The organism is Streptomyces sp. AC1-42W (genome assembly GCF_003248355.1).
Classification (GTDB): domain Bacteria; phylum Actinomycetota; class Actinomycetes; order Streptomycetales; family Streptomycetaceae; genus Streptomyces.
Window position 1 is genome coordinate 1,783,529 of the sequence record NZ_QKWY01000001.1, and the last position, 22,920, is coordinate 1,806,448.

At 72.9% G+C, this 22,920-nt stretch carries 19 protein-coding genes; 10 read left to right on the forward strand and 9 right to left on the reverse strand.

From position 1 onward, the window contains the following. Nucleotides 1–25 precede the first annotated feature (25 nt). Nucleotides 26–1,030, forward strand: coding sequence for an ArsR/SmtB family transcription factor (locus DNK56_RS08035; protein WP_199563818.1), 1,005 nt, complete (start codon nt 26–28; stop codon nt 1,028–1,030). A gap of 85 nt (nt 1,031–1,115) precedes the next feature. On the opposite strand, the gene DNK56_RS08040 is transcribed toward DNK56_RS08035, so the two are convergent. The 3 genes from DNK56_RS08040 to nirB all read right to left on the reverse strand — a co-directional run bounded on the left by DNK56_RS08040 (nt 1,116) and on the right by nirB (nt 5,625). Continuing rightward, nucleotides 1,116–2,414, reverse strand: a complete 1,299-nt coding sequence (locus DNK56_RS08040; protein ID WP_241989800.1) for an RNA-guided endonuclease InsQ/TnpB family protein — start codon at nt 2,412–2,414, stop codon at nt 1,116–1,118. A gap of 236 nt (nt 2,415–2,650) precedes the next feature. Next, nucleotides 2,651–3,028, reverse strand: coding sequence for a nitrite reductase small subunit NirD (gene nirD, locus DNK56_RS08045; RefSeq protein WP_111331853.1), 378 nt, complete (start codon nt 3,026–3,028; stop codon nt 2,651–2,653). Beyond that, nucleotides 3,028–5,625, reverse strand: coding sequence for a nitrite reductase large subunit NirB (nirB, locus tag DNK56_RS08050; RefSeq protein ID WP_111335585.1), 2,598 nt, complete (start codon nt 5,623–5,625; stop codon nt 3,028–3,030). Before nirB ends, nirD begins: the two co-directional genes overlap by 1 nt. A 270-nt stretch (nt 5,626–5,895) precedes the next feature. Here nirB and DNK56_RS08055 point away from each other — a divergent pair, with 270 nt between their 5' ends. Further along, a complete protein-coding gene (locus tag DNK56_RS08055) occupies nt 5,896–6,684 on the forward strand; it encodes a sulfite exporter TauE/SafE family protein (RefSeq protein WP_111331856.1) in 789 nt (262 codons plus the stop codon). 49 nt (nt 6,685–6,733) lie between these two features. Here DNK56_RS08055 and DNK56_RS08060 read toward each other — a convergent pair whose 3' ends face one another. The 3 genes from DNK56_RS08060 to DNK56_RS08070 form a co-directional block, all read right to left on the reverse strand. Then, a complete protein-coding gene (locus DNK56_RS08060; RefSeq protein ID WP_111331859.1) occupies nt 6,734–7,357 on the reverse strand; it encodes a class F sortase in 624 nt (207 codons plus the stop codon). Nucleotides 7,358–7,453: 96 nt separating this feature from the next. Continuing rightward, nucleotides 7,454–8,305, reverse strand: a complete 852-nt coding sequence (locus tag DNK56_RS08065) for a hypothetical protein (protein ID WP_241989974.1) — start codon at nt 8,303–8,305, stop codon at nt 7,454–7,456. A 387-nt stretch (nt 8,306–8,692) separates the two neighbouring features. After that, nucleotides 8,693–9,493 (reverse strand): aminotransferase class IV family protein, encoded by an 801-nt coding sequence (locus DNK56_RS08070; RefSeq protein WP_111331864.1) that lies wholly within the window; start codon nt 9,491–9,493, stop codon nt 8,693–8,695. Nucleotides 9,494–9,619: 126 nt separating this feature from the next. Here DNK56_RS08070 and DNK56_RS08075 point away from each other — a divergent pair, with 126 nt between their 5' ends. Both DNK56_RS08075 and cutA read left to right on the forward strand, forming a co-directional pair. Further along, nucleotides 9,620–10,243 (forward strand): NADPH-dependent FMN reductase, encoded by a 624-nt coding sequence (locus DNK56_RS08075; RefSeq protein WP_111331866.1) that lies wholly within the window; start codon nt 9,620–9,622, stop codon nt 10,241–10,243. Nucleotides 10,244–10,309: 66 nt separating this feature from the next. Further along, a complete protein-coding gene (gene cutA / locus DNK56_RS08080; RefSeq protein WP_111331869.1) occupies nt 10,310–10,651 on the forward strand; it encodes a divalent-cation tolerance protein CutA in 342 nt (113 codons plus the stop codon). Nucleotides 10,652–10,676: 25 nt separating this feature from the next. Here the strand turns inward: cutA and DNK56_RS08085 are convergent, their stop codons facing one another. Then, nucleotides 10,677–11,432 (reverse strand): SanA/YdcF family protein, encoded by a 756-nt coding sequence (locus DNK56_RS08085; protein ID WP_111331872.1) that lies wholly within the window; start codon nt 11,430–11,432, stop codon nt 10,677–10,679. 146 nt (nt 11,433–11,578) lie between these two features. On the opposite strand from DNK56_RS08085, the gene DNK56_RS08090 reads away from it, so the two are divergent. The 6 genes from DNK56_RS08090 to DNK56_RS08115 all read left to right on the forward strand — a co-directional run bounded on the left by DNK56_RS08090 (nt 11,579) and on the right by DNK56_RS08115 (nt 19,099). After that, nucleotides 11,579–12,388, forward strand: coding sequence for a Cof-type HAD-IIB family hydrolase (locus DNK56_RS08090; RefSeq protein ID WP_111335587.1), 810 nt, complete (start codon nt 11,579–11,581; stop codon nt 12,386–12,388). An 86-nt stretch (nt 12,389–12,474) separates the two neighbouring features. Then, nucleotides 12,475–13,248 (forward strand): sirohydrochlorin chelatase, encoded by a 774-nt coding sequence (locus DNK56_RS08095; protein ID WP_111331874.1) that lies wholly within the window; start codon nt 12,475–12,477, stop codon nt 13,246–13,248. Nucleotides 13,249–13,284: 36 nt separating this feature from the next. Continuing rightward, the gene (locus tag DNK56_RS08100) at nt 13,285–14,607 is read left to right on the forward strand and encodes a deoxyguanosinetriphosphate triphosphohydrolase (protein ID WP_111331877.1); all 1,323 of its coding nucleotides are present in this window, start codon (nt 13,285–13,287) and stop codon (nt 14,605–14,607) included. 89 nt (nt 14,608–14,696) lie between these two features. Further along, the gene (locus DNK56_RS08105; protein WP_111331879.1) at nt 14,697–15,956 is read left to right on the forward strand and encodes an NAD(P)/FAD-dependent oxidoreductase; all 1,260 of its coding nucleotides are present in this window, start codon (nt 14,697–14,699) and stop codon (nt 15,954–15,956) included. A 115-nt stretch (nt 15,957–16,071) separates the two neighbouring features. Then, the gene (gene dnaG / locus DNK56_RS08110) at nt 16,072–17,982 is read left to right on the forward strand and encodes a DNA primase (RefSeq protein ID WP_111331882.1); all 1,911 of its coding nucleotides are present in this window, start codon (nt 16,072–16,074) and stop codon (nt 17,980–17,982) included. Nucleotides 17,983–18,109: 127 nt separating this feature from the next. Next, nucleotides 18,110–19,099 (forward strand): RNA polymerase sigma factor, encoded by a 990-nt coding sequence (locus DNK56_RS08115; RefSeq protein WP_241989946.1) that lies wholly within the window; start codon nt 18,110–18,112, stop codon nt 19,097–19,099. 65 nt (nt 19,100–19,164) lie between these two features. Here DNK56_RS08115 and DNK56_RS08120 read toward each other — a convergent pair whose 3' ends face one another. Both DNK56_RS08120 and DNK56_RS08125 read right to left on the reverse strand, forming a co-directional pair. Then, nucleotides 19,165–21,096, reverse strand: coding sequence for an ABC transporter ATP-binding protein (locus tag DNK56_RS08120; RefSeq protein ID WP_111331884.1), 1,932 nt, complete (start codon nt 21,094–21,096; stop codon nt 19,165–19,167). Continuing rightward, nucleotides 21,096–22,829 carry an ABC transporter ATP-binding protein gene (locus DNK56_RS08125; RefSeq protein WP_111331887.1) on the reverse strand — a complete coding sequence of 578 codons (1,734 nt, stop codon included), beginning with the start codon at nt 22,827–22,829 and terminating at the stop codon, nt 21,096–21,098. The genes DNK56_RS08120 and DNK56_RS08125 overlap by 1 nt, the downstream gene beginning before the upstream one ends. Nucleotides 22,830–22,920 lie beyond the last annotated feature (91 nt).

A 22,920-nucleotide genomic window follows, 5' to 3' on the forward strand; every position in this document is an offset into this window, starting at 1 on the left:
TGCAGGTGCAAGGGGTGGGAGTTAGGTGCTGCGTATCCATGTTTCCGGATGGGACCTTTCGCGGGTGCGGATGGCCTCCGGCCCGGACGCGCTGTGGGAGACCATTCTCAGCTTTCACCGGCTGAGGGACCGGAGGGCTTCCGCGGTCTTCGGGGAATGGCGCGCGGAAACCCGCCCGAAGTTGAGCGGTGAAGTACGCCTGCTGTCCGCGATCGTTCCGCAGCGCGGATATTTTCCCGACTTTCTGACGCCTTCTCAGGAAAACTCCGAACCGCTCGGACTCGACGCCGGAATGGAAGCCGTGCGCGCGACTTCGCCCGAGCGGCTGCGCGCCGAGCTGGCCGTGCTCGACGCCCAGCGCGCGCCCGACGCCCGGCAGCCGGCCCGCCGCGCCCGCCTGGACGCGCTCCGCGAGGGCGGCGCCGCCCCCCTGGGCCGGCTCGTGGACGCCTTACGCGACTACCACCGCGCCGCCGTCCAGCCCTACTGGCCGCACATCCAGTCCGCCGTCGGGGCCGACCGCGCGATCCGCGGCCGCGCCCTGCTGGACGGCGGCACCGACGCGCTGCTCGCCTCGCTCCCGCCCGTCATCCGGTGGCGGGCCCCCGTCCTGGAGGCCGACTACCCCGTCGACCGGGACCTCCGGCTGGACGGGCGCGGACTGCTGCTCCAGCCCTCGTTCTTCTGCCGGGGCACCCCCGTCGTCCTGCGCGACCCGCTGCTGCCGCCCGTCCTGGTCTACCCGGTCGCCCATCCGGTCGCCCCGGCCTTCGCCGAACCCGGCCCCTGGCTCGGCCGGCTCCTCGGGCAGACCCGCTCCACGGTCCTGCGGGCCATCGGCGACGGCTGCACGACCAGCGAACTGGCCCGGCGCGCCGGGGTCTCCCTCGCCTCGGCCAGCCAGCACGCCTGCGTCCTGCGCGAGGCGGGGCTCGTCCACACCCTGCGGCACGGCGGCTCGGTCCTGCACACCCTGACCCCGCTGGGCGGCTCGCTGCTGAGGGGCGGGGCGCCGCTGGCGGTTTCCTGAGGAGCGTCCTGCGGAGAAAAATGTGCAGCCCGCACCGCGTCCAAGAACTTCGGCGGCGAGCTGGGCTATTCCTTCAATCCGCAGTTCAGCGATGCGCACACCGCCACATCACATCATCTGGGAGGTCGTCTGGGTGACTCCTCCCCGCCCTGGTGGGCGGGGCTTCTCGCCATGCCGTGCTGGCGTGGCGACGGACCAGCCCGGCCCGTAGGACGTTGAGTGCCCCGACCTCGTCGGCGTGGGCCTGGTGGCCGCAGGTGACGCAGTGGAACTTCTCCTGTGCGGGCCGGTTCTCCCGGGCGGCGTGCCCACATTCGGGACACGTGCGGGAGGTGTTGCGGGGGTCCACGGCCATCACTTCTCGCCCGGCACTCTCAGCCTTTGCGTTCAGGATCGTCAGGAACACCCCCCATCCGGCGTCAGCGATCGAGTAGTTGAGTCCTGCTTTGGCTGCCGCCCCGTTGGGTAGGAATACACCTGCGGTTCCGGGGGAGGGCTTCGGTGCGGGAGCCTTGCTCATGTTGCGGATCTTGAGGTCTTCGTGCGCGATGAAGTCGTGTTCGCGGACCAGGGTGAGCGCGGTCTTGTGTGCGTGGTCGAGCCGCCTGCGCCGCACCTTGCCGTGCAGGGCAGCGACCTTCTCCACTGCCCGCTGGTGGTTACGGGTGCGGTCCTTGGCCTTGCACCGGGGGAACCGGGACAGGGCCCGCTGCGCGGCCTCCAGCCTGCGGGCAGCCTTGCGGGCGTGGCGCGGGTTGGGGATGTGGACGCCGTTGGAGTCGGTGAGGAACGAGGCGATCCCGAGATCGATGCCGATGTCCGAGCCGGTCGCGGGCAGCGGTTCGGGCAGGGGGCGTTCGGCTGTGAGTACGACGAACCATTTGCGGCCCTCGCGTTTCACGCTGACGGTCTTGACCGTGCCCAGCACCGGGCGGTGCTGGTTGACCCGGACGTGCCCGACGCCCTGGAGACGGACTCGGGTGACCTGGTCGCGCGGGGTGGAGTTCCAGCGGCAGCCATCACCGTCTCGGGGGAAGTCCACCGTGTCGAACCAGTTCACCCCGCGAAAGCGCGGGTAGCCGGGCTTGCCCCCGGCCTCGACCCGGCGGAAGAACGCCGTGAACGCCTTGTCCAGCCTTCGCAGCGTGGCCTGCTGAGAGCTGAACGACCACCGGCCCTGCCGCTCGGGATCGAAGGCCCGGATGTCCTTGAGCTGCCCGGACTGCATCCCGTACTTGATGCTCGTCTTCGAGGGGTGGCGGTAGGCGTCACGGCGTTCCTGCAACGCACCGTTGTAGAGAGAGCAGTGATCGCGCAGCATCTCACCGAGCGCGATCGCCTGACCCGCCGTGGGCCGTAACAGAAACTTGTACGCACGGATCAACCAGCCCACCCCCTTCACCCGGCTGCACAGACCAACGTACGCCCGATGAACATCAACACGACGGGAACCAAACCCGCTTCACCCGCAGGAGTGACCGCTGCCTGAGGGCAGAGGGCGCGCGGTCGGACGCGGAGACAGTGGTTCCGCCGCCTGGCCGGCCGCCGACCCGGCCCTACCACGCTGGTACGGGCGGTCCCGGAACGGCGCAGGTAGGTGCCCGTGTCCGCAGGTCGCGGTCAGTCCGCGCGTACCTCGAACACCGGCACGGACACCTCGTCGTCGTCCAGGCAGGCGCCCGTCGCCAGGTCGAACCGCTGCTTGAGCAGGGGCGAGGCCACGAATGGCTGCCCGCCGTCCGAACCCAGCAGCCCGCGCGAGAGGACGTAGGCGCCGGTGAACGGGTCGCGGTTGTCGATGGCGTACGTCCGCCCGGCCCGGTCCAGGAACAGCGCCACCTGCCGGCCGTCCGGGAGGAGGGCGGCGACCCCCCGGCCGGGGGTCAGCAGCGAGCGGTCGCACACGGTGAGCCAGCCGTCCCCGGCGGCGAGCCGGACGGTCGGGGCGTCCTGCGCGGTCTGCGCGTGCTGCGTCGTCTGCGTCGTCTGTGTGGTCATCAGGAGGCGGTCCCTTCGAGAGTACGGACGGCGAGCACCGGGCCCGCGAGGATGTCCAGGTCGGGCTTGACCTGATCGCGCTCCGGGACGAACCTCACCGACGGGTCGGGGGCGCCGGGTTCGTTGACGAAGGTGACGAACCGGCGCAGCCGCTCCGGGTCGGAGAGGGTCTGGGCCCACTCGTCGCGGTAGCCGCGCACATGGTCGGCCATCAGCCGCTCCAGCTCGTCGCAGAGGCCCAGCGAGTCGTGCACGACGACATCCCGGACGTGCTCCAGGCCGCCGTCGATCCGCTCCAGCCAGGCCGAGGTGCGCTCCAGCCGGTCCGCGGTGCGGATGTAGAACATCAGGAAGCGGTCGATCAGCCGGACCAGTTCGGCGTCCGACAGGTCCTGGGCGAGCAGGTCGGCGTGGCGCGGGGTCGCGCCGCCGTTGCCGCCCACGTAGAGGTTCCAGCCGCCGGCCGTGGCGATGATCCCGAAGTCCTTGCCCCGGGCCTCCGCGCACTCGCGGGCGCACCCCGAGACCGCCGACTTCAGCTTGTGCGGGGCGCGCAGCCCCCGGTAGCGCAGCTCCAGGTCGATCGCCATCCGCACCGAGTCCTGCACGCCGTAGCGGCACCAGGTCTGCCCCACACAGGACTTGACCGTGCGCAGCGACTTCCCGTACGCGTGCCCCGACTCGAAGCCCGCCTCCACCAGCCGGGCCCAGATCGGCGGCAGCTGGTCCACCCGGGCGCCGAACAGGTCGATGCGCTGACCGCCGGTGATCTTGGTGTAGAGCCCGAAGTCGCGGGCCACCTCGCCGATCACGATCAGCTTCTCCGGGGTGATCTCGCCGCCGGGTATGCGCGGCACGATCGAGTACGAGCCGTTGCGCTGGAGGTTGGCCAGGAAGTGGTCGTTGGTGTCCTGGAGGGCCGCCTGCTCGCCGTCCAGCACATAGCCGCTCGCGCCGACCGTGGGCGCCAGCGAGGCGATGACCGAACCGACCGCCGGCTTGCACACCTCGCAGCCGTCCCCGCCGCGCGCCGCCTCCCGCCCGTGCGAGTCGAGCAGCTCCGCGTACGAGGTGATCCGCAGGGTGCGGACGATCTCGTACAGCTCGCCCCGGGAGTACGCGAAGCAGCCGCACAGGCCCCGGTCCGCGCTCTGCGGGAGCAACTGGCCGATCACCTTGACGCAACTGCCGCAGCCGGTGCCCGCCTTGGTGCACTTCTTCACCTCGGGCAGCGTGGTGTGCGCGCGGATCGCGCCCTTGGTGACGTTGTGGCAGGAGCAGATTACCGCCTCGTCGGGCAGCGCGGAGGGGCCGAGCGCCACCGGGCCGCCCGCGCCCGCCGGAAGCACCAGCTGCTCCGGGGCGACCGGCAGCACACTGCCCGTCATCGGGCGCAGCGTGCCGTACTGTTCGGCGTCGCCCACCAGCACCCCGCCCAGCAGCGTGCCGTCCGGGGCCATCACCAGCTTCTTGTAGATCCCGGACCGGGCGTCCGCGTACACCACGTCGAGGCAGCCCTCGGTGGTGCCGTGCGCGTCGCCGAACGAGGCCACGTCCACGCCGAGCAGCTTCAGCTTCGTCGACAGGTCGGCGCCGGTGAACGCCGCCTCGCCGCCCGCGATCACCTCGGCGGCCGTCAGCGCCATCTCGTAGCCGGGCGCCACCAGCCCGTACACCCGGCCGTCCGACGCGAGCGCGCACTCCCCGATGGCGAAGACCGCCGGGTCGGAGGTGCGGCACTCCTCGTCCACCACGATCCCGCCGCGCGGCCCGACCGCCAGACCGCAGTCGCGGCCCAGCCCGTCGCGGGGGCGGACCCCGGCCGAGAACACCACCAGGTCCACGGCCGGCTCCGACCCGTCGGACAGCGCCATCCCGGTCACCGCGCCGCCCCCGTCCGCCAGCACCTCCTGCGTACCGACCCCGGTGTGCACGGTCAGGCCCATCTCCTCGACGGTCCGCAGCAGCGCCGCGCCCCCGCCCTCGTCCACCTGGACCGGCATCAGCCGGGGCGCGAACTCCACCACATGCGTCTCCAGGCCCAGGCCCTTGAGCGCGCCGGCCGCCTCCAGGCCGAGCAGCCCGCCGCCGACCACCGCGCCGGTCCGCGCCGACTTCGCGTACTCCTCGATGGCGAGCAGGTCCTCGATCGTCCGGTAGACGAAGCACCCGGCGCTCTCCCTGCCGGGGACCGGCGGCACGAACGGGGCGGACCCGGTCGCCAGCACCAGCGTGTCGTAGCGGAACGCCTCCCCGGACCGCGCGGTCACCGTGCGCGCCGCACGGTCCACGGACACCGCCGGGTCCCCGAGCCGCAGCTCGAAGCCGTGCCGCTCCATGAAGCCCGGCTCCACCAGCGACAGGTCCTGCGGCGTCCGCCCCGCGAAGTACGAGGTCAGCCGCACCCGGTCGTAGGCGGCACGCGGCTCCTCACCGAGGACGACGACCCGCGCGGTACCGGCGGCGGCCGTCAGCCCGCGCTCCGCCAGGGCCTCCAGGAAGCGCTGGCCGACCATCCCGTGCCCGACGACCACGAGGGTCGGCACGGCGGCGGGGGAGGAGGGGGCGGGGGCGGTCGGGGGAGTGGACACCGGCATCTCGGGACCTCCGTCGTCGGTGAGCGGTCTCGGCAGGGCCACAGGCGCCGGGCCTGTGTGCTCATGCCCGACAGCGTGTCCCGGCGGTGTTACCCGGCCGGTTCCCCGCTGTTTCCCGAGCGGAACCGTGCGCTCAGCACCCGCCGCGTGACTCTGTGAGGCCCCCGAAACGGCCCGTGGGCTGCGGAAACCTCAGACTTGGCTCAACTTTCCCGCCGGGGCCCCGCGACGGTTGGACGGTGTCCGCGTCCGCTCCATAGGGTCTGGCCCATGCCGGACATCACCCTGACCACCCTCGTCGTGCTGTGCCTCGCCGCCGCGGCGGCCGGGTGGGTCGACGCGGTGGTCGGCGGCGGCGGACTGCTGCTGCTCCCGGCGCTGCTCCTCGGCCTGCCGCAGCTGCCGGCCGCGCAGATCCTCGGCACCAACAAGGCCGTCGCCATCGTCGGCACCTCGGGCGCCGCCGTCACCTACGCGCGCAGGGCGCCGGTGAAGGTCGGCACGGCGGTCCGGATCGGGCTCGCGGCCCTGGCGGGCTCGATGACCGGGGCGTTCTTCGCGGCCGGGATCAGCAGCGAGGTGCTGCGCCCGGTGATCATGGTGGTGCTGCTGGCGGTCGCCGCGTTCGTCATGCTGCGGCCCCAGTTCGGCCGGGCGGCCGGCGACGCCGTCCCGCCCCCGGTGACCAGGGCCCGCGCGGTCACGGCGATCGTCCTGGTGGGCGGCGGCATCGGCCTGTACGACGGGCTGTTCGGGCCGGGCACCGGCACCTTCCTGGTGCTGGCCCTGACGGCGGTGCTCCACCTCGACCTGGTCACCGCTTCGGCCACCGCCAAGATCGTCAACGTCTGCACCAACGCCGGGGCCCTCGCGATGTTCGCCCACCAGGGCAATGTGCTGTGGGGGCTCGCCGCGCTGATGGCGGTCTTCAACCTGGCGGGCGGGCTGCTGGGCGCCCGGATGGCGCTGAGCAAGGGCAGCGAGTTCGTGCGCGGGGTGCTGCTGGTGGTGGTCTTCTCACTGGTGGCGAAGCTGGGATTCGACCAGTGGCAGGGCTGACGCGCGGTGCGCGGACGTACGCGCGTGAGGCCGGCGTACCCGGGCGAGGTCAGCGCACGCTCGTGAGGTGGGCGTACGCCACCACGTTCCCCCGGTAGCCGGTGGCGTCGGAGTAGCCGCCGCCACAGGTGATCAGCCGCAGCGCGGCGTAGTCGGACGCGCCGTAGACCCGCTGGTCGGGGAAGTCCTCGTTCTCGTACACCTCGATCGCGTCGAGCGTGAAGACGGCGGTACGGCCGTCCCGCCGGTCCACCTCGACGGTGCTGCCCTTCTTCAGCGAGCCCAGGTCGTAGAAGACGGACGGCCCCTGGGCGTTGTCCACGTGCCCGGCGACGATCGCGGTGCCCTCGGCGCCCGGCGGGGTGCCGTCCTTGTACCAGCCGACGACGTCGGTGTTCCCGGCCGGCGGCACGTCCAGGCTGCCGTCCGCCCCGAGCCCCAGCCGCATCATCGGCGCGTCCACCCGGATGGCGGGAATCCGCAGCCGTACGGGAGCGGACGGGCGCAGCGGTTCGGCGACGGGCGAGCCGGGCAGCAGGGCGGGGCCGGCGGCAAACGCCTGCGCGGCGGCCGGTCCGGGCGGGGTGAGCCGGGCGCCCGCGCCGTTCTGGATCAGCCAGACCCCGGCCAGCGCCACGACGACGAGCAGCCAGCCCTTGGCCTTCTGGGACACGTGCGTCCTCCGGGGGCGGAAACGGAATGGTTCCGTCCCGGTGGCTCGGGGCCACCGGGACGGCCACCTGGCGGTACGGAGGGGTGGATGCCTCCGTCAGCCGGCGTCCCGCGTGCCGCTCGCCCGGCGACGCAGGAGCCAGGCTCCGCCGACGGCGGCAGCGGCGAGTACGCCGGCTCCCGCCGCGATCTGGGTGGTGTCCGGGCCGACGCTGCCGCCGACTCCGGTCTTCACATGCCCCGAGGGGGCGGTGGGCGCCGGCGAGGTGCGGTGCCCCGAGGGGGTCTCGCGCCCGGACCCGGACTGGTCGTAGCCGCCGGACCCGGTCGCGTGGCCGGAGGGGTCGGGGCGCTCGGTGGGCGAGGCGTGGTCCGCCGCCGGGGGCGCGTCCGGTACGAGGGCGGAGCCGGCCGCCTCCGCGTCCAGGCCGTCGAGGCCGCCGGAGTCCTCCTCGCTGCCCAGCCCCTCCAGGTCGGAGAAGTCGTACGCGGGCGAGTCGGCCGCGCCGTCCGTGGCGTCGGCGGCGTCCGCGGCATCCGTGCCGGCCGCGCTGTCCGTGCCGTTCCCGGCGGGCCGGGGGGCCGCCTTCACCTCGATCTGTCCGGTGGCCTTCGCGCCGTTCGCGCAGTCCACGCCGATGCGGTACGGCCCCGGCGCGATGCCGCCCGGCACCTGGAAGGAGCCGGCCAGCGCCTCTTCGAGGCCCACGGGCGCCAGCGGGAACTCCGGTGCGTCCAGCGCGCTCGCGTCGCCCGTCGCACCGCCGGCGCCACCGCAGGCGGTGGTGTCCACGGTGACCGTGGTGCCGGGCGCGGCGCTCGCCGGGGTGATCCGCAGGGCGGCGGGCTCGTCCCCGTACGCGGACGGGGCGGCGGCGCAGAGGCCGAGCGCGGCGGCGGCGAGGGCCGCGGCGGCGGTGCCGGTCACGAGTCGGGCAGGACGGCGCATGAGGGTTCCTCCGGGCCGGGGGCGCTGGCGGGTGTGTCCTGACCCCGAGCCAACAGCCGTACCGGCGCCCATGCCTGCTGACACCGAGTCAGCTCTCACCCGTTCGGCCCGGCGCGCCCTCCTTGCCACGGCTCATCGCCGCAGGTCACGCCGGTGGTGGCGGGGGAGGGGCGGGGGCCCGGGCGCCCAGGTGCCGTTCGAGTGACGGCAGCGGCTGCGGGTGTGTCGTAGCTCACATGCGTGGAGCGGTGCCGAGAGGGAATGCGCATTTCAACCCCCCACGGGACGGTGCGCACCGCCGCCCCCGGCCGCCGCCCCCTCCGGACCTCTCCCCTCCTGGCCCGGAGGGGGCGGACCGTTCGGACGGCCCTGTTCGGACGGCCCCGTTCAGACGGCCTCGTCCGGCGCCCCCTCGTACGCCGCCGCCAGCCGCCGCATCAGCTCCTCGTCCACCGTGAACGCGGTGTCGTCGATCCGGGCGACCGGGGCCATCCCCTGCGAGTTGGTGACGAACGCGGACCGGAAGGCGCCGAGGCCGTCCAGGGTGACCGGGCGGCGCAGCGAGGGGAGGCCCGCGCCCGGCAGCTCGCGTTCCAGGACGCCCATGGTCACACCGGCGAGCGCGGGCGCCTGCGGCCAGATCACCGATGTGCCGTCCCAGAAGCCGATGTTGGTGATCGCGCCCTCGGTCACCGAGCCGTCCGGCAGGGTCAGCAGCGCGTCGTCGTACCCGGACCGGCGAGCCAGGGTCGCGTAATAGGTCTGGCCGAACTCGCCGGGGCGCTTGAGGTGCGGGGCGGTCCGGGCGTAGGGCACCGACATCAGCCGCTGGGGCTCGGGCGCCATCCGGGCCGGCCCGCGCACCGTCACCATGACCGTCGTCGCGCCCGTGTCCAGCGGCGGATACGCGTGCACCCGCACCGAGGCGTCCGCCGCCCCCGCGCTCTCCAGCGCGTGCCGGATCAGCCGGCGCACCAGGGTGCCGTCCAGGGGGAGTTCGAACAGCTCCCGGTTGGCCGCGTCCAGCCGGGCCAGCTGCAGATCCAGGCCCCGGACCCGGCCCCCGCGCACCTGCATCGCGGTGAAGTGGCCGTAGTTGAAGAACAGGGCCCGGCGCAGATCGTCCTCGGTGGCGGGCCGGCCGTCGAACTCGGCGTACGGAAGGGCCGTTGCGGGTGAAGTCGTCATACGGCCACCGTATGCGCAGGCCGGCGCCCCGCGGCGGGGCGGTCGCGGGCCGCCGGGGGCCGCCCGGCACGACCGCCTCCAGCGGGGCTTGACCTCAACCATGGTTGATACAGGAACGTTTTCGTCATGGACCTCACCACCGCGGAATCCACCGCCACCGCCCTGCCCGAGACCGCCCCCCTGAAGGTGGCCGTCATCCTCGCCAGCAACCGCGAGGGCCGGTTCGCGCCCGTCGTCGCCAACTGGTTCCTCGCCCACACGGACGCGCATCCGGCGATCGAGACCGATGTGCTGGACATCGCCGAACTCGATCTGCCGGCCTCCCTGAAGTACCGCCTGGAACCCGGGGAGCGGGAACAGGTGGCCGGGATCGGGGCCCGGCTCGCCGAGGCGGACGCCTTCGTCGTCGTCACCCCCGAGTACAACCACTCCTACCCGGCGCCGCTGAAGAATCTCATCGACTGGTACCGCTCGGAGTGGCAGGCCAAGCCGGTGGCGTTCGTCTCCTACGGCGGTGTGGCCGGGGGCCTGCGCGCGGTCGAGCATCTGCGGCAGGTCTTCGCCGAGGTGCACAGCGTGTCGATCCGCGACACCGTCTCCTTCCACAACGCCGGCGGCCAGTTCGACGACGAGGGCAGGCACCGCGACCCCGCCGGACCGGACGCGGCCGTCAAGACGCTGCTCGACCAGCTCATCTGGTGGGGCCGGGCGCTGCGGGACGCCAGGCGGGTCCGTCCGTACGGCGGCTGATGGCGCGGCGGGAGCCGGTCGCCCACAATCGGGGAGGACCGCCGACCGCTGCGAGGAGAGGCCGAAGTGACGACGACGCCGGCATGGCTGACCGTACTGACCACGACGGACAGCGAGGAGAAGGCCAGGGAACTGGCGCGGAGACTGGTCGAGGCGCGGCTCGCCGCCTGTGTGCAGATCTCCGCGCCCGTCACCTCCGTCTACCGCTGGCAGAACGCCATCGAGGCCACCGAGGAGTGGCAGCTGTTCTGCAAGACCACGGCCGAACGGTACGAGGAGCTGGAGGCCCGTCTGATCGAGGCGCACGACTACGACACCCCGGAGATCATCGCCCTGCCCGTTCTCCGGGGCAGCGCCGGCTACCTCGGCTGGGTCGCCGCCGAGACGGCTCCGGTCACCGCGCCCTGAGCGCGGCGGCCGGGCCCGGCCCCGGTCAGCGGGCGGCCGCCGCCAGGGCGTCGTCGATGCCCGGCTCCCGGGGCCCCAGGAAGTGCGGGTCCGGCTTGAACAGGGCGTCGAACGCCGCCTTGCCCGCCGCCGCCACCTCCCGGGTGCCGCCGTAGTACCAGGTCGCGTCGTGCTTCGCGTCCACGCCGACCCCGTACGCGTCGATGCCCGCCGCCCGGCACAGCGCGATGGCGCGGCGGATGTGGAAGCCCTGGCTCACCAGCACCGCCCGGTCGACGCCGAAGATCCGCTTCGCCCGCACGCACGAGTCCCAGGTGTCGAAGCCCGCGAAGTCGCTGACGATCCGGTCGTCGGGCACGCCCTTCCCGACCAGGAACGTGCGCATCGCGTCCGGCTCGTCGTACTCCTCGCGGCTGTTGTCCCCGGTCACCAGGACGACCTTCACCTTGCCCTCCCGGTAGAGCGCGGCAGCCGTCCGCAGCCGGTTCGCGAGGTACGGGGACGGCTTCCCGTTCCACAGCCCGGCCCCGAACACCACCGCGACCTGCCGCGCGGGCACGTCCTGGACGGTCCTGATCCGCGCGTCGGCCACCGTGTGCAGCCAGGTCGCGGGCGCGAGCGCCAGCACACAGGCCGCCATCAGCCCCTGCACCGCCCGCCGCCGCCCCCGCCGGGTGCGCGGCAGCCGGGGCCGCAGCCGGCCGGCGGCTCGAAGGAGCCGGCCGGCCGCCCCGCGCGGCCGGTCGCCGCCCGCCCGTCCGGCCTCCGGCGTCCGCCGCATCCGTGCCCTCACGTCCCCGCCCCCACTCGCCCGCCTCCGGTACCGGGGCGCATGCGGCCCCGCCCTTCAGGACGAGCGGACGGCCGAAAGGGTTCTCCACCGGGCCCGGACGGCCCGCGTACCATCGGGCGATGTCACTTCCGCGGCTGATCGCCTCCGACCTCGACGGCACCCTTCTGCGCCGTGACGGCTCCCTCTCGCCCCGCACCCTGCGCGCCCTGCGCACGGCCGAGGAGGCCGGTACGGAGATCGTCATCGTGACCGCCAGGCCGCCCCGCTTCGTGGACCGGCTGGCCGACGCCACCGGGCTCACCGGCACGGCCGTGTGCAGCAACGGCGCCCTCGTCTACGACCTGGCCGGGCGTACGGTCGTCTCCTCCAGCGCCCTGCCGCTGGCCGTCGCCCGGCAGGTCGCCGCCGCGCTCGCCGCCGCCGTCCCCGGCATCGGCTTCGCCCTGGAGACCGGCAACCACGTGCTGTACGAACCGGCCTACCGGCTGCGCCTGTCCGAGGACGCGGGCGCCGAACTGCCGGTGGCCTCCCTCGCGGACCTGTGGCTCACCGAGGCCCCCGTCACCAAGCTGCTCGCCTGGTCGGACCGGCTCGACGCGGACACCCTGATGGCCGCCGCCCGCGAGGGGGCCGGCGACATGGTCCAGCTGACCCACTCCGGCGGGCGCGGGCTGCTGGAGATCAGCGCGCCCGGCGTCCACAAGGCCGGCGCGCTCGCGGCCCTGTGCGAGGCGCGGGGCATCGGGGCGGCGGACGTCATCGCGTTCGGCGACATGCCCAACGACCTCACGGTCCTGGCCTGGGCCGGTACGGGCTACGCCATGGCCAACGCCCACCCCGCGGTGTTGGCCGCCATACCGGCGCGCGCCCGGACCAACGAGGAGGACGGGGTGGCCCAGGTCATCGAGCACCTGTTCGCGGAACGGGGGAGGGGCGCGCGCTGACAGCCGGCGCCTCCCCGCGAGGCGGCGGACGGTGCATGTGACCGGCGCGCAACGACCCGGCAACGTACGTCCGCCACCATCGGCCCATGCAGCGCACCCGCCAACCCGCCCCCGCCCTGGTCGTCGTCGCGCACGGCAGCCGCGACCCCCGTACCCCGCCCACCGTGGCGGCACTCCTCGAACGGGTGCGCGAGCTGCGGCCGGGGCTCGACGTCCGCCTCGGACACGTGGAACTCAACGCGCCCCTGCTGCCGGACGCCCTGGCCGCCCTCGGCGCCGGCGAGGCCGTCCTCGTACCCCTGCTGCTCGGGCGCGGCCACCACGTCAAGCACGACATCCCGGCGTCCGTCGCCGCCGCCCCCGCCCTGCGCGCCCGCGTCGCCGCGCCGCTGGGACCGCACCCGCTCCTGGTGGAGGCGCTGCACGACCGCCTCGTCGAGGCCGGCTGGCGCACGGCGGACCGGGGCGGCAGCGGCGCCGCCGTGGTGCTGGCCGCCGCCGGATCGCGCGACCCCGAATCGGCCGCCGGAACCCGGCGTACCGCCCGGCTCCTCGGGGAACGGCTCGGCGGCGTGCCCGTCGTACCCGCGTACGCCTCCGCCGCCGCGCCCACCGTCCCCGCCGCCGTGCGCGCCCTCGCCGCACGCGGCCACCACCGGATCGCCGTCGCCTCCTGCTTCACCGCCCCCGGACGCTTCGCCGCGGCCGCCGCCTCCCACGCGCCCTGGATCGCCGCCGCCCCGCTCGGCGCCCACCCCGCGATGGCCCGGCTGCTTCTGCGCCGGTACGACGAAACCCGGACGGCCGCCCCGGCCGTGTGCGACATACCGATGAACACACCGCTGCCGGCCTCCGCCTGACCCGTCCTGTCGGTGCGGCCGATTAGGGTCGGCACCATGAACGGCACGGACGGCACACAGCACCCCGGTACGGCGCCCTACGGCCCCGCCGACGCCGAGCGCTGGGACCCCGAGCCCGACAAACGGCCCGGCCGCACCGCCTTCCAGCGCGACCGCGCCCGCGTCCTGCACTCCGCGGCGCTGCGCAGGCTCGCCGGCAAGACCCAGGTCGTCACACCGGGCACCCGGAGCCCCGCCTGGGACGCCAGCCCGCGCACCCGGCTCACCCACTCCCTGGAGTGCGCCCAGGTCGGCCGCGAACTCGGCGCCGCGCTCGGCTGCGACCCCGATCTGGTGGAGGCGGCCTGCCTCTCCCACGACATGGGACACCCGCCTTTCGGCCACAACGGCGAACAGGCCCTCAACGACTTCGCGTCCGACTGCGGCGGCTTCGAGGGCAACGCCCAGTCGCTGCGGCTGCTCACCCGGCTCGAACCCAAACGGTTCGTCCCCGACACCCGCACCGGCGACCTGGTCAGCGTCGGCCTCAACCTCACCCGCGCCGCCCTCGACGCCGCCACCAAATACCCCTGGCCCCGGGGCGCCCACCCCACCGACCCCGGCTCGCCCAAGTTCGGGGTCTACGAGGACGACCTCCCCGTCTTCACCTGGTTCCGCCAGGACGCGCCGCCCCACCGCACCTGCTTCGAGGCCCAGGTCATGGACTGGTCCGACGACGTGGCCTACTCCGTGCACGACTTCGAGGACGGGCTGCACGCCGGCCACATCGACCCCGACTGCCTGGAGGCCGCGCCGGAGCGCCGGGAGATCTGGGACGTCGCCGTCGGCCGCTACGTCCCGGCCGGCACCGACCCGCAGGAACTGGCCGAAGCGCTGGACCGGCTCATCGCCCAGGACTGGTGGCCGCACGGCTACGACGGCTCCGCCGTGTCCCAGGCCCGCCTGAAGGACGCCACCAGCCAGCTCATCGGCCGCTTCTGCCTCGCCGCCGAGACCGCCACCCGCCAGGCGTACGGCCCCGGCCGCCACAGCCGCTACGGCGCCGAACTGGTCGTCCCGCGCGCCACCCGCAACGAGTGCGCGGTCCTCAAGGCCATCGCCGACCGCTACGTCATGCAGCGCGCCGAACAGGAGGAGATCCGCGCCGACCAGCGGATCGTCATCGCCGAACTGGCCGCCGCGCTCACCGCCCGCGCCCCCGAGGGCCTGGAGCCGCAGCTGCGCGCCCTCTACGAGGCGGCCCCCGACGACCGCGCCCGCAAACGGGTCCTCGTCGACCAGATCGCCGCCCTCACCGACGCCTCGGCCCGCGCCCTGCACGCCCATCTCACCCCCGGCGCCGACCGCCACCAGGGGTGACGTGATCGGGCCACACCCCCTTTCGGCACTACGCTGCGTGCGGGACGCTCGCAGTTGGCGCCGCGCAGCAAGCACCGAGGAGGCATCAAGTGGCAGACGCACATCGGACGTTCGTCATCGTGGGCGGAGGGCTGGCCGGGGCGAAGGCGGCCCAGACGCTCCGGTCGGAAGGATTCAGCGGCCGGGTCATCCTGATCGGCGACGAGCGCGACCATCCGTACGAACGCCCGCCGCTGTCCAAGGGCTACCTGTCCGGGAAGGAGGACCGCGACAGCGTCTTCGTCCACGAGACCGGCTGGTACGCGGCGGCCGACATCGAACTCCACCTCGGCCAGCCCGTCACCTCGCTCGACCGCGAGGCCCGCACCGTGGAGACCGGCGACGGCACCGTCATCCACTACGACAAGCTGCTGCTCGCCACCGGCTCCGAACCGCGCCGGCTCAACGTGCCCGGCACCGACCTGGCCGGCGTCCACCATCTGCGCCGGCTGGCCCACGCCGACCGGCTGCGCCACGTCCTGTCCGCGCTCGGCCGGGACAACGGCCACCTGGTCATCGCCGGGGCCGGCTGGATCGGCCTGGAGGTCGCCGCCGCCGCCCGCGGCTACGGCGCCGAGGTCACCGTCGTCGAACCCGAGGCCACCCCGCTGCTGCGGGTCCTCGGCCCGGAACTCGGCCAGATCTTCACCGAGCTGCACAGCGACCACGGCGTCCGCTTCCACTTCGGCGCCCGGCTCACCGAGATCGTCGGCCAGGACGGCATGGTCCTCGCCGTACGCACCGACGACGGCGAGGAGCACCCCGCCCACGACGTCCTCGCCGCGATCGGCGCCGCCCCCCGCACCGCCCTCGCCGAATCCGCCGGGCTCGACATCGCCCCGCGCGAGGAGGGCGGCGGCATCGCCGTGGACGCCTCGCTGCGCACCAGCGACCCGCACATCTACGCCGCCGGCGACGTGGCGAGCGCCGCCCACCCGCTGCTCGGGACCCGGCTGCGGGTCGAGCACTGGGCCAACGCGCTGAACGGCGGCCCGGCCGCCGCCCGCGCCATGCTCGGCCAGGACGTCGCCTACGACCGGGTGCCCTACTTCTTCTCCGACCAGTACGACCTCGGCCTGGAGTACTCCGGCTGGGCGCCGCCCGGCAGCTACGACCAGGTGGTCATCCGGGGCGACGCCGGCAAGCGCACGTTCATCGCGTTCTGGCTCAAGGACCGCACCGTGCTCGCCGGGATGAACGTCAACGTGTGGGACGTCACGGAGCCCATCCAGAAGCTGATCAGGGCCGGCCGCCCGGTCGACCCGGACGCCCTGGCCGACCCCTCCGTGCCCCTGGAATCCCTGGTCTGAGCGGCCCCCGGCCGGCGCACGGGCACCCCGCCCGCACCCGCGCCGGCCGGGGAGCGGGCGCGGCCCCGGCCCCGGCCGCGGCTTTCCTGTCCGAGCCCACCCGTAGAATTCAATCGTGGCGGGCAGGATCAATGACGACGACGTGAAGGCGGTACGGGACGCGGTCCCGATCGACGCCGTCGTTTCCGAGTACCTCCAGCTGCGCAACGCCGGCGGCGGCAACCTCAAGGGCCTGTGCCCCTTCCACGACGAGAAGTCCCCCTCCTTCCAGGTCAGTCCGAGCAAGGGCCTCTTCCACTGCTTCGGCTGCCAGGAGGGCGGCGACACGATCGCCTTCGTCCAGAAGATCGACCACCTCACCTTCGCCGAGGTCGTCGAGCGGCTCGCCGCCAAGGCCGGCATCACCCTGCGCTACGAGGAGGGCGGCTACAACCCCTCCCACCAGCGCGGCGAGCGCATCAGGCTGGTCGAGGCCCACAAGGCGGCCGCCCAGTTCTACGCCGAGCAGCTCGACGGCCCCGAGGCCGAGATCGGCCGCCGGTTCCTCGCCGACCGCGGCTTCGACCAGGCCGCCGCCACCCACTTCGGCATCGGCTACAGCCCGGCCGGCTGGGACCACCTCACCCGCTACCTGCGCGGCCAGGGCTTCAGCGACCGGGAGCTGATCACCTCCGGCCTCTCCCAGGACGGCAGGCGCGGCCCCATCGACCGCTTCCGCGGCCGCCTGATGTGGCCCATCCGCGACACCGCGGGGGACGTCGTCGGCTTCGGCGCCCGCAAGCTCCGCGAGGACGACAACGGCCCGAAGTACCTCAACACCCCCGAGACCCCGATCTACAAGAAGTCCCAGGTGCTGTACGGCATCGACCTGGCCAAGAAGGACATCGCCAAGTCCAGCCGGGCCGTCGTCGTCGAGGGCTACACCGACGTCATGGCCTGCCACCTCGCCGGGATCACCACCGCCATCGCCACCTGCGGCACCGCCTTCGGCGGCGACCACATCAAGATCCTGCGCCGCCTCCTCATGGACAACGGCAGCGCCCGCGTGATCTTCACCTTCGACGGCGACGCGGCCGGTCAGAAGGCCGCCCTGCGCGCCTTCGAGGACGACCAGAAGTTCGCCGCCGAGACCTACATCGCGATCGCCCCGGACAACATGGACCCGTGCGACCTGCGGCTGGTCAAGGGCGACGACGCCGTCCGCGACCTGGTCGAACCGCGCACCCCGCTCTTCGAGTTCGCGCTCCGCCAGATCGTCGGCCGCTACGACCTGGAGACCCCGGCCGGACGCGCCGCCGCGCTCGACGAGGCCGCCGTCGTCGTCGCCAAGATCAAGACGCGCAGCGTGCAGCGCGAGGTCGCCGTCCAGCTGGCCGGCTTCATCGGCATCCTCGACCAGGAATACGTCGTCCACCGGGTCAACCAGCTCGCCCAGTGGGCCCGCGGCCGCGGCGGCGACCCGCGCGGACCCGGCCGGACCGGCCGCGGCGGCGCCGGCCGCTCCCAGCAGATCCAGGCCCCGCCCGTCCCCTCGGGCCCCGCGCTCAACCTCCGCAGCCCCGCCCACCGCACCGAGCGCGAACTGCTCAAGCTCGCCCTCCAGCGCCCCGAATTGGTCGCGCCCGCCTTCGACGCCTACGGGTCCGACGAGTTCACCGCACCGCCCTACGCCGCCGTACGCCAGTGCATCGAGGAGGCGGGCGGCGCCGAACAGGGCCTCGCCGACAGCCGCGAATACCTCGTCCGGGTCCTGGACGCCACCCCCAGCGAATCCGTCCGCAAGCTGATCACCGAGCTGGCGGTCGAGGTCTTCCACGGCAAGTCCATCGACGAGACCTACGCCGGGGAACACCTGGTCAAGGTCCGGCTGCGCGCCGTGGACCGCCGGATCAACGACGTCCAGAGCAGCCTGGCCCGCCTCGGCAGCAACGTCGCCCCCGACCACCTCGCCGCCGCGCAGAACGAGGTCTGGGTCCTCCAGCAGTACGCGCAGACCCTGCGCAACCACGGCGCCGCCGCCCTCTGACGTAACCGGGCCGTCTCAGAAAGTCACCGCACGCCCCTCGTGGCGGTTGTGTGTCGTGCCCCACACTGGATGCCGGTGCCATGAGCCATCGGAGCGCGGCCCCGTCCCGGGGTCCGGCAGCGATCACCTGGAGGTCGCCCACGTGCAGACCCGGACCGTCATGGAAACCCCGGCGCCACCGACGCCGCGCGCCAGGCCGGAGACCGGCCCCACCTCCGACCTGTTCCGCCAGTACCTGCGCGAGATCGGGCGCATCCCGCTGCTCACCGCCGCCGAGGAGGTGGAGCTCGCCCGGCGCGTCGAGGCGGGGCTGTTCGCCGAGGAGCGCCTCGCCCGCGCCCCCGACCCGGACACCCGGCTCGCCGTCGACCTGGACCGCCTGGTCGTCATGGGCCGCACCGCCAAACGCCGCCTGATCGAGGCCAATCTGCGGCTCGTGGTCTCCGTCGCCAAACGCTACGTGGGCCGCGGCCTGACCATGCTCGACCTCGTCCAGGAGGGCAACCTCGGGCTGATCCGGGCCGTCGAGAAGTTCGACTACACGCGCGGCTACAAGTTCTCCACGTACGCCACCTGGTGGATACGCCAGTCCATGTCCCGCGCCCTGGCCGACCAGGCGCGGACCATACGCGTCCCGGTCCACGTCGTCGAGCTGATCAACCGCGTCGTACGGGTCCAGCGCCGGATGCTCCAGGAACGGGGCTGCGAACCCAGCCACGAGGAGGTCGCCGCCCAGCTCGACCTCACCCCCGAACGGGTCGGCGAGATCCTGGGCCTGGCCCGCGAACCCGTCTCGCTGCACGCCCCGGTCGGCGAGGAGGAGGACGTCTCCCTCGGCGACCTCATCGAGGACGGCGACGCCGCGTCCCCCGCCGAGTCCGCCGCCTTCCTGCTGCTGCGCCAGCACCTGGAGGCGGTGCTCTCCACCCTCGGCGAACGCGAGCGCAGGGTGGTCCAGCTGCGCTACGGGCTGGTCGACGGACGGCCCCGCACCCTGGAGGAGATAGGGCGCATCTTCGGCGTCACCCGCGAACGCATCCGCCAGATAGAGTCCCGCACCCTCACCAGACTGCGCGACCACACCTCCGCCGAACAGCTCCGCGGCTACCTCGACTGACGCGCACACGCGCACGGCCGGGGCAGCCGCGGAAACCGTTCCCGGACCCTCGGGCCCGGCCGGGCTCAGTCGACCTCGGCGACCGCCTGGGCGAACTGCGCCGCGTACAGCCGCGCGTAGGCGCCCTCGGCCGCCAGCAGTTCGTCGTGCGTGCCCTGCTCCACGATCGAGCCGTTCTCCATGACCAGGATGACGTCGGCGTCCCGGATGGTGGAGAGCCGGTGCGCGATCACGAAGCTCGTCCGGCCGTGCGCCAGGCCCGCCATCGCCTTCTGGATCAGCACCTCGGTCCGGGTGTCCACGGAGCTGGTCGCCTCGTCGAGCACCAGTATCACCGGGTCCGACAGGAACGCCCGCGCGATGGTGATCAGCTGCTTCTCGCCCGCGCTGACCCCGGAGCCCTCGTCGTCGATCACCGTGTCGTAGCCGTCGGGCAGGGTCCGGATGAAGCGGTCGGCGTGGGCGGCCCGCGCCGCCTCCTCGATCCGCTCCCGGCCGACGTCGCCGGGCGCCCCGTAGGCGATGTTCTCCGCGATGGTCCCGCCGAACAGCCAGGTGTCCTGGAGGACCATGCCGATGCCCGAGCGCAGGTCCGCCCGCGACATCTTCGCGATGTCCACGCCGTCCAGCGTGATCCGGCCGCCCGTCACCTCGTAGAACCGCATCAGCAGGTTGACCAGCGTCGTCTTGCCGGCGCCCGTGGGACCGACGATCGCCACCGTGTGGCCCGGTTCGACGTGCAGCGACAGGTCCTCGATGAGCGGCTTCTCCGGGTCGTAGCGGAACGCCACGTTCTCCAGCGCGACGCTGCCGCGCAGGATGCCGGGGTGCTGCGCCGCGCCCTTCGCCGGGTCGGGCTCCTGCTCGTCGGCGTCCAGCAGCTCGAAGATCCGCTCCGCCGACGCCACCCCGGACTGCACCAGGTTCGCCATCGAGGCGACCTGGGTCAGCGGCATCGAGAACTGCCGCGAGTACTGGATGAACGCCTGCACATCGCCGATCGACAGCGCGCCGGAGGCCACTCGCAGCCCGCCCACCACGGCGATCAGCACATAGTTCAGGTTGGACACGAACATCATCAGCGGCTGCATGATCCCGCTGTTGAACTGCGCCTTGAACCCGGCCTCGTACAGCGCCTCGTTCTGCTCGGCGAAGTCCCGCGCGGACTCCTCCTGCCGGCCGAAGACCTTCACCAGGGTGTGCCCGGTGTACATCTCCTCGATATGGGCGTTGAGCTTGCCCGTCACCTGCCACTGCCGCACGAACTGCGGCTGCGAGCGCTTGCCCACCCGCGTCGCCACGACCACCGAGAGCGGTACCGTCACCAGCGCGACCAAAGCCAGCAGCGGCGAGATCCAGAACATCATCACCAGCACGCCGATGATCGTCAGCACCGAGTTGATGAGCTGGCCCATCGTCTGCTGCATCGTCTGCGAGATGTTGTCGATGTCATTCGTCGCCCGGCTCAGCACCTCGCCGCGCTTGGCACGGTCGAAGTACGACAGCGGCAGCCGCGACAGCTTGGTCTGGATGTCCTCGCGCAGCTGGAACACGACCCGGTTGATGACCCGGATCGACAGCCGCGTGGACACCAGCATCAGCAGCCCGGCGCCGACGTACACCGCCAGCGCCAGCAGCAGGACGTCGCCCACCGCGCCGAAGTCGATGCCCTGCCCCGGTGTGAAGTCCACCGACGCCAGCATGTCGGCCAGATCGCTGTCGCCGCGGCGCAGACCCTCCACGGCCTGCTCCTTGGTCGTCCCGGCGTCCATCTCGCGGCCGATGACCCCCGCGAACACCAGGTCCGTCGCCTTGCCGAGGATCTTCGGGCCGACCACCGAGAGCCCGACGCTGAGCGCGACCGCGAGCAGCATCACGTACAGCGTGTTCTTCTCGGCGGCGAAGCGCTTCAGCAGCCGCTTGGAGGACCCCTTGAAGTCCATGGACCGCTCGGTCGGCGCCCCGCCCGCCATCATGCGTCCGCCAGGCCCGGCCATTACGCGGCCTCCGCTTCCGTCAGCTGGGAGAGCACGATCTCCCGGTACGTGTCATTGCCGGCCATCAGCTCGTGGTGCGTGCCGGTGCCCACGACCCGCCCCTCGTCCAGCACGACGATCCGGTCCGCGTCACGGATCGTGGACACCCGCTGGGCCACGATCACCACCGTCGCCTCCGCCGTCTCCCTCCCGAGCGCGGCCCGCAGCGCCGCGTCCGTGGCGTAGTCCAGCGCCGAGAACGAGTCGTCGAAGAGATAGATCTCCGGACGCTGCACCAGCGTCCGCGCGATCGACAGCCGCTGACGCTGACCGCCCGAGACATTGGTGCCGCCCTGCGCGATCGGCGCGTCCAGGCCGTGTTCCAGGTCCTCGACGAACTCCTTCGCCTGGGCCACCTCCAGCGCGTGCCACAGCTCCGCGTCGGTCGCGTCCGGATTCCCGTACCGCAGGTTCGTCGCCACCGTCCCGGAGAACAGATACGGCTTCTGCGGCACCAGGCTCACGATCTTCGACAGCAGCACCGGGTCGAGCGTCCGCACATCCGCCCCGTCGACCAGCACCTGGCCGTCCGTCACGTCGAACAGCCGGGGCACCAGACCGAGCAGCGTCGACTTCCCGCTGCCCGTGGACCCGATGATCGCGGTCGTCTCGCCCGGCCGGGCCACCAGGTCCACCGACCGCAGCACCGGCTCCTCGGCGCCCGGATAGCGGAAGTCCGCGCCGCGCACCTCCAGATGCCCGTGGGCGCGCAGTTCGCGGACCGGCTCGACGGGCGGCACGACGCTGGACTCGGTCTCCAGGACCTCCTGGACGCGCTCCGCGCACACCTCGGCGCGCGGCACCATCATGAACATGAAGGTCGCCATCATCACCGACATGACGATCTGCATCAGATAGGCGAGGAACGCGGTCAGCGCGCCGATCTCCATCCCGCCGCTGTCGATGCGGTGCGCGCCGAACCAGACGACGGCGATCGACGACACGTTCACGACCGTCATCACCGTCGGGAACATCAGCGCCATCAGCCGGCCCGTCGACAGGGCCACGTCGGTCAGCTCGGTGTTGGCGCCCCGGAAGCGCTCCTCCTCGTACGCGTCCCGCACGAAGGCGCGGATCACGCGGTTGCCGGTGATCTGCTCGCGCAGCACCCGGTTCACCGTGTCGAGCCGCGTCTGCATCAGCCGGAACAGCGGACGCATCTTCCGCACGATCAGACTGACCGCGATCCCGAGCACCGGCACCACCGCGAGGAGCACCGCCGAGAGCGGCACGTCCTGGCCCAGCGCCATGATGATGCCGCCGACGCACATGATCGGCGCGGACACCATCAGCGTGAACGTCATCAGCACCAGCATCTGTATCTGCTGGACGTCATTGGTCGTACGGGTGATCAGCGACGGGGCGCCGAACCGTCCCACCTCGCGCGAGGAGAACGACTGCACCCGGTCGAAGACCGCCGCCCGCACGTCCCGGCCGAGCGCGGAGGCGGTACGGGCGCCGATGTACACGGCGCCGATGTTGCAGACCACCTGGGCGACGCTGACGACGAGCATCACGCCGCCGTACCGGAGGATGTAGCCCGCGTCCCCCTGCACGACACCGTTGTCGATGATGTCCGCGTTGAGGGTCGGGAGATAGAGCGTGGCGCAGGTCTGCAACAGCTGCAGAACGACCAGCACCGCGAGTGGTTTCTGATACGGACCGAGATAGGCCCGCAGGATTTTTATGAGCACGCGTGTCTCTCGGAGTCGGCGAAGATCGGAGTCGGCGTAGGTCGGGGGAGCCGACCCATCTTCCGGTACCGCTTGCCGGGACCGCGAACGG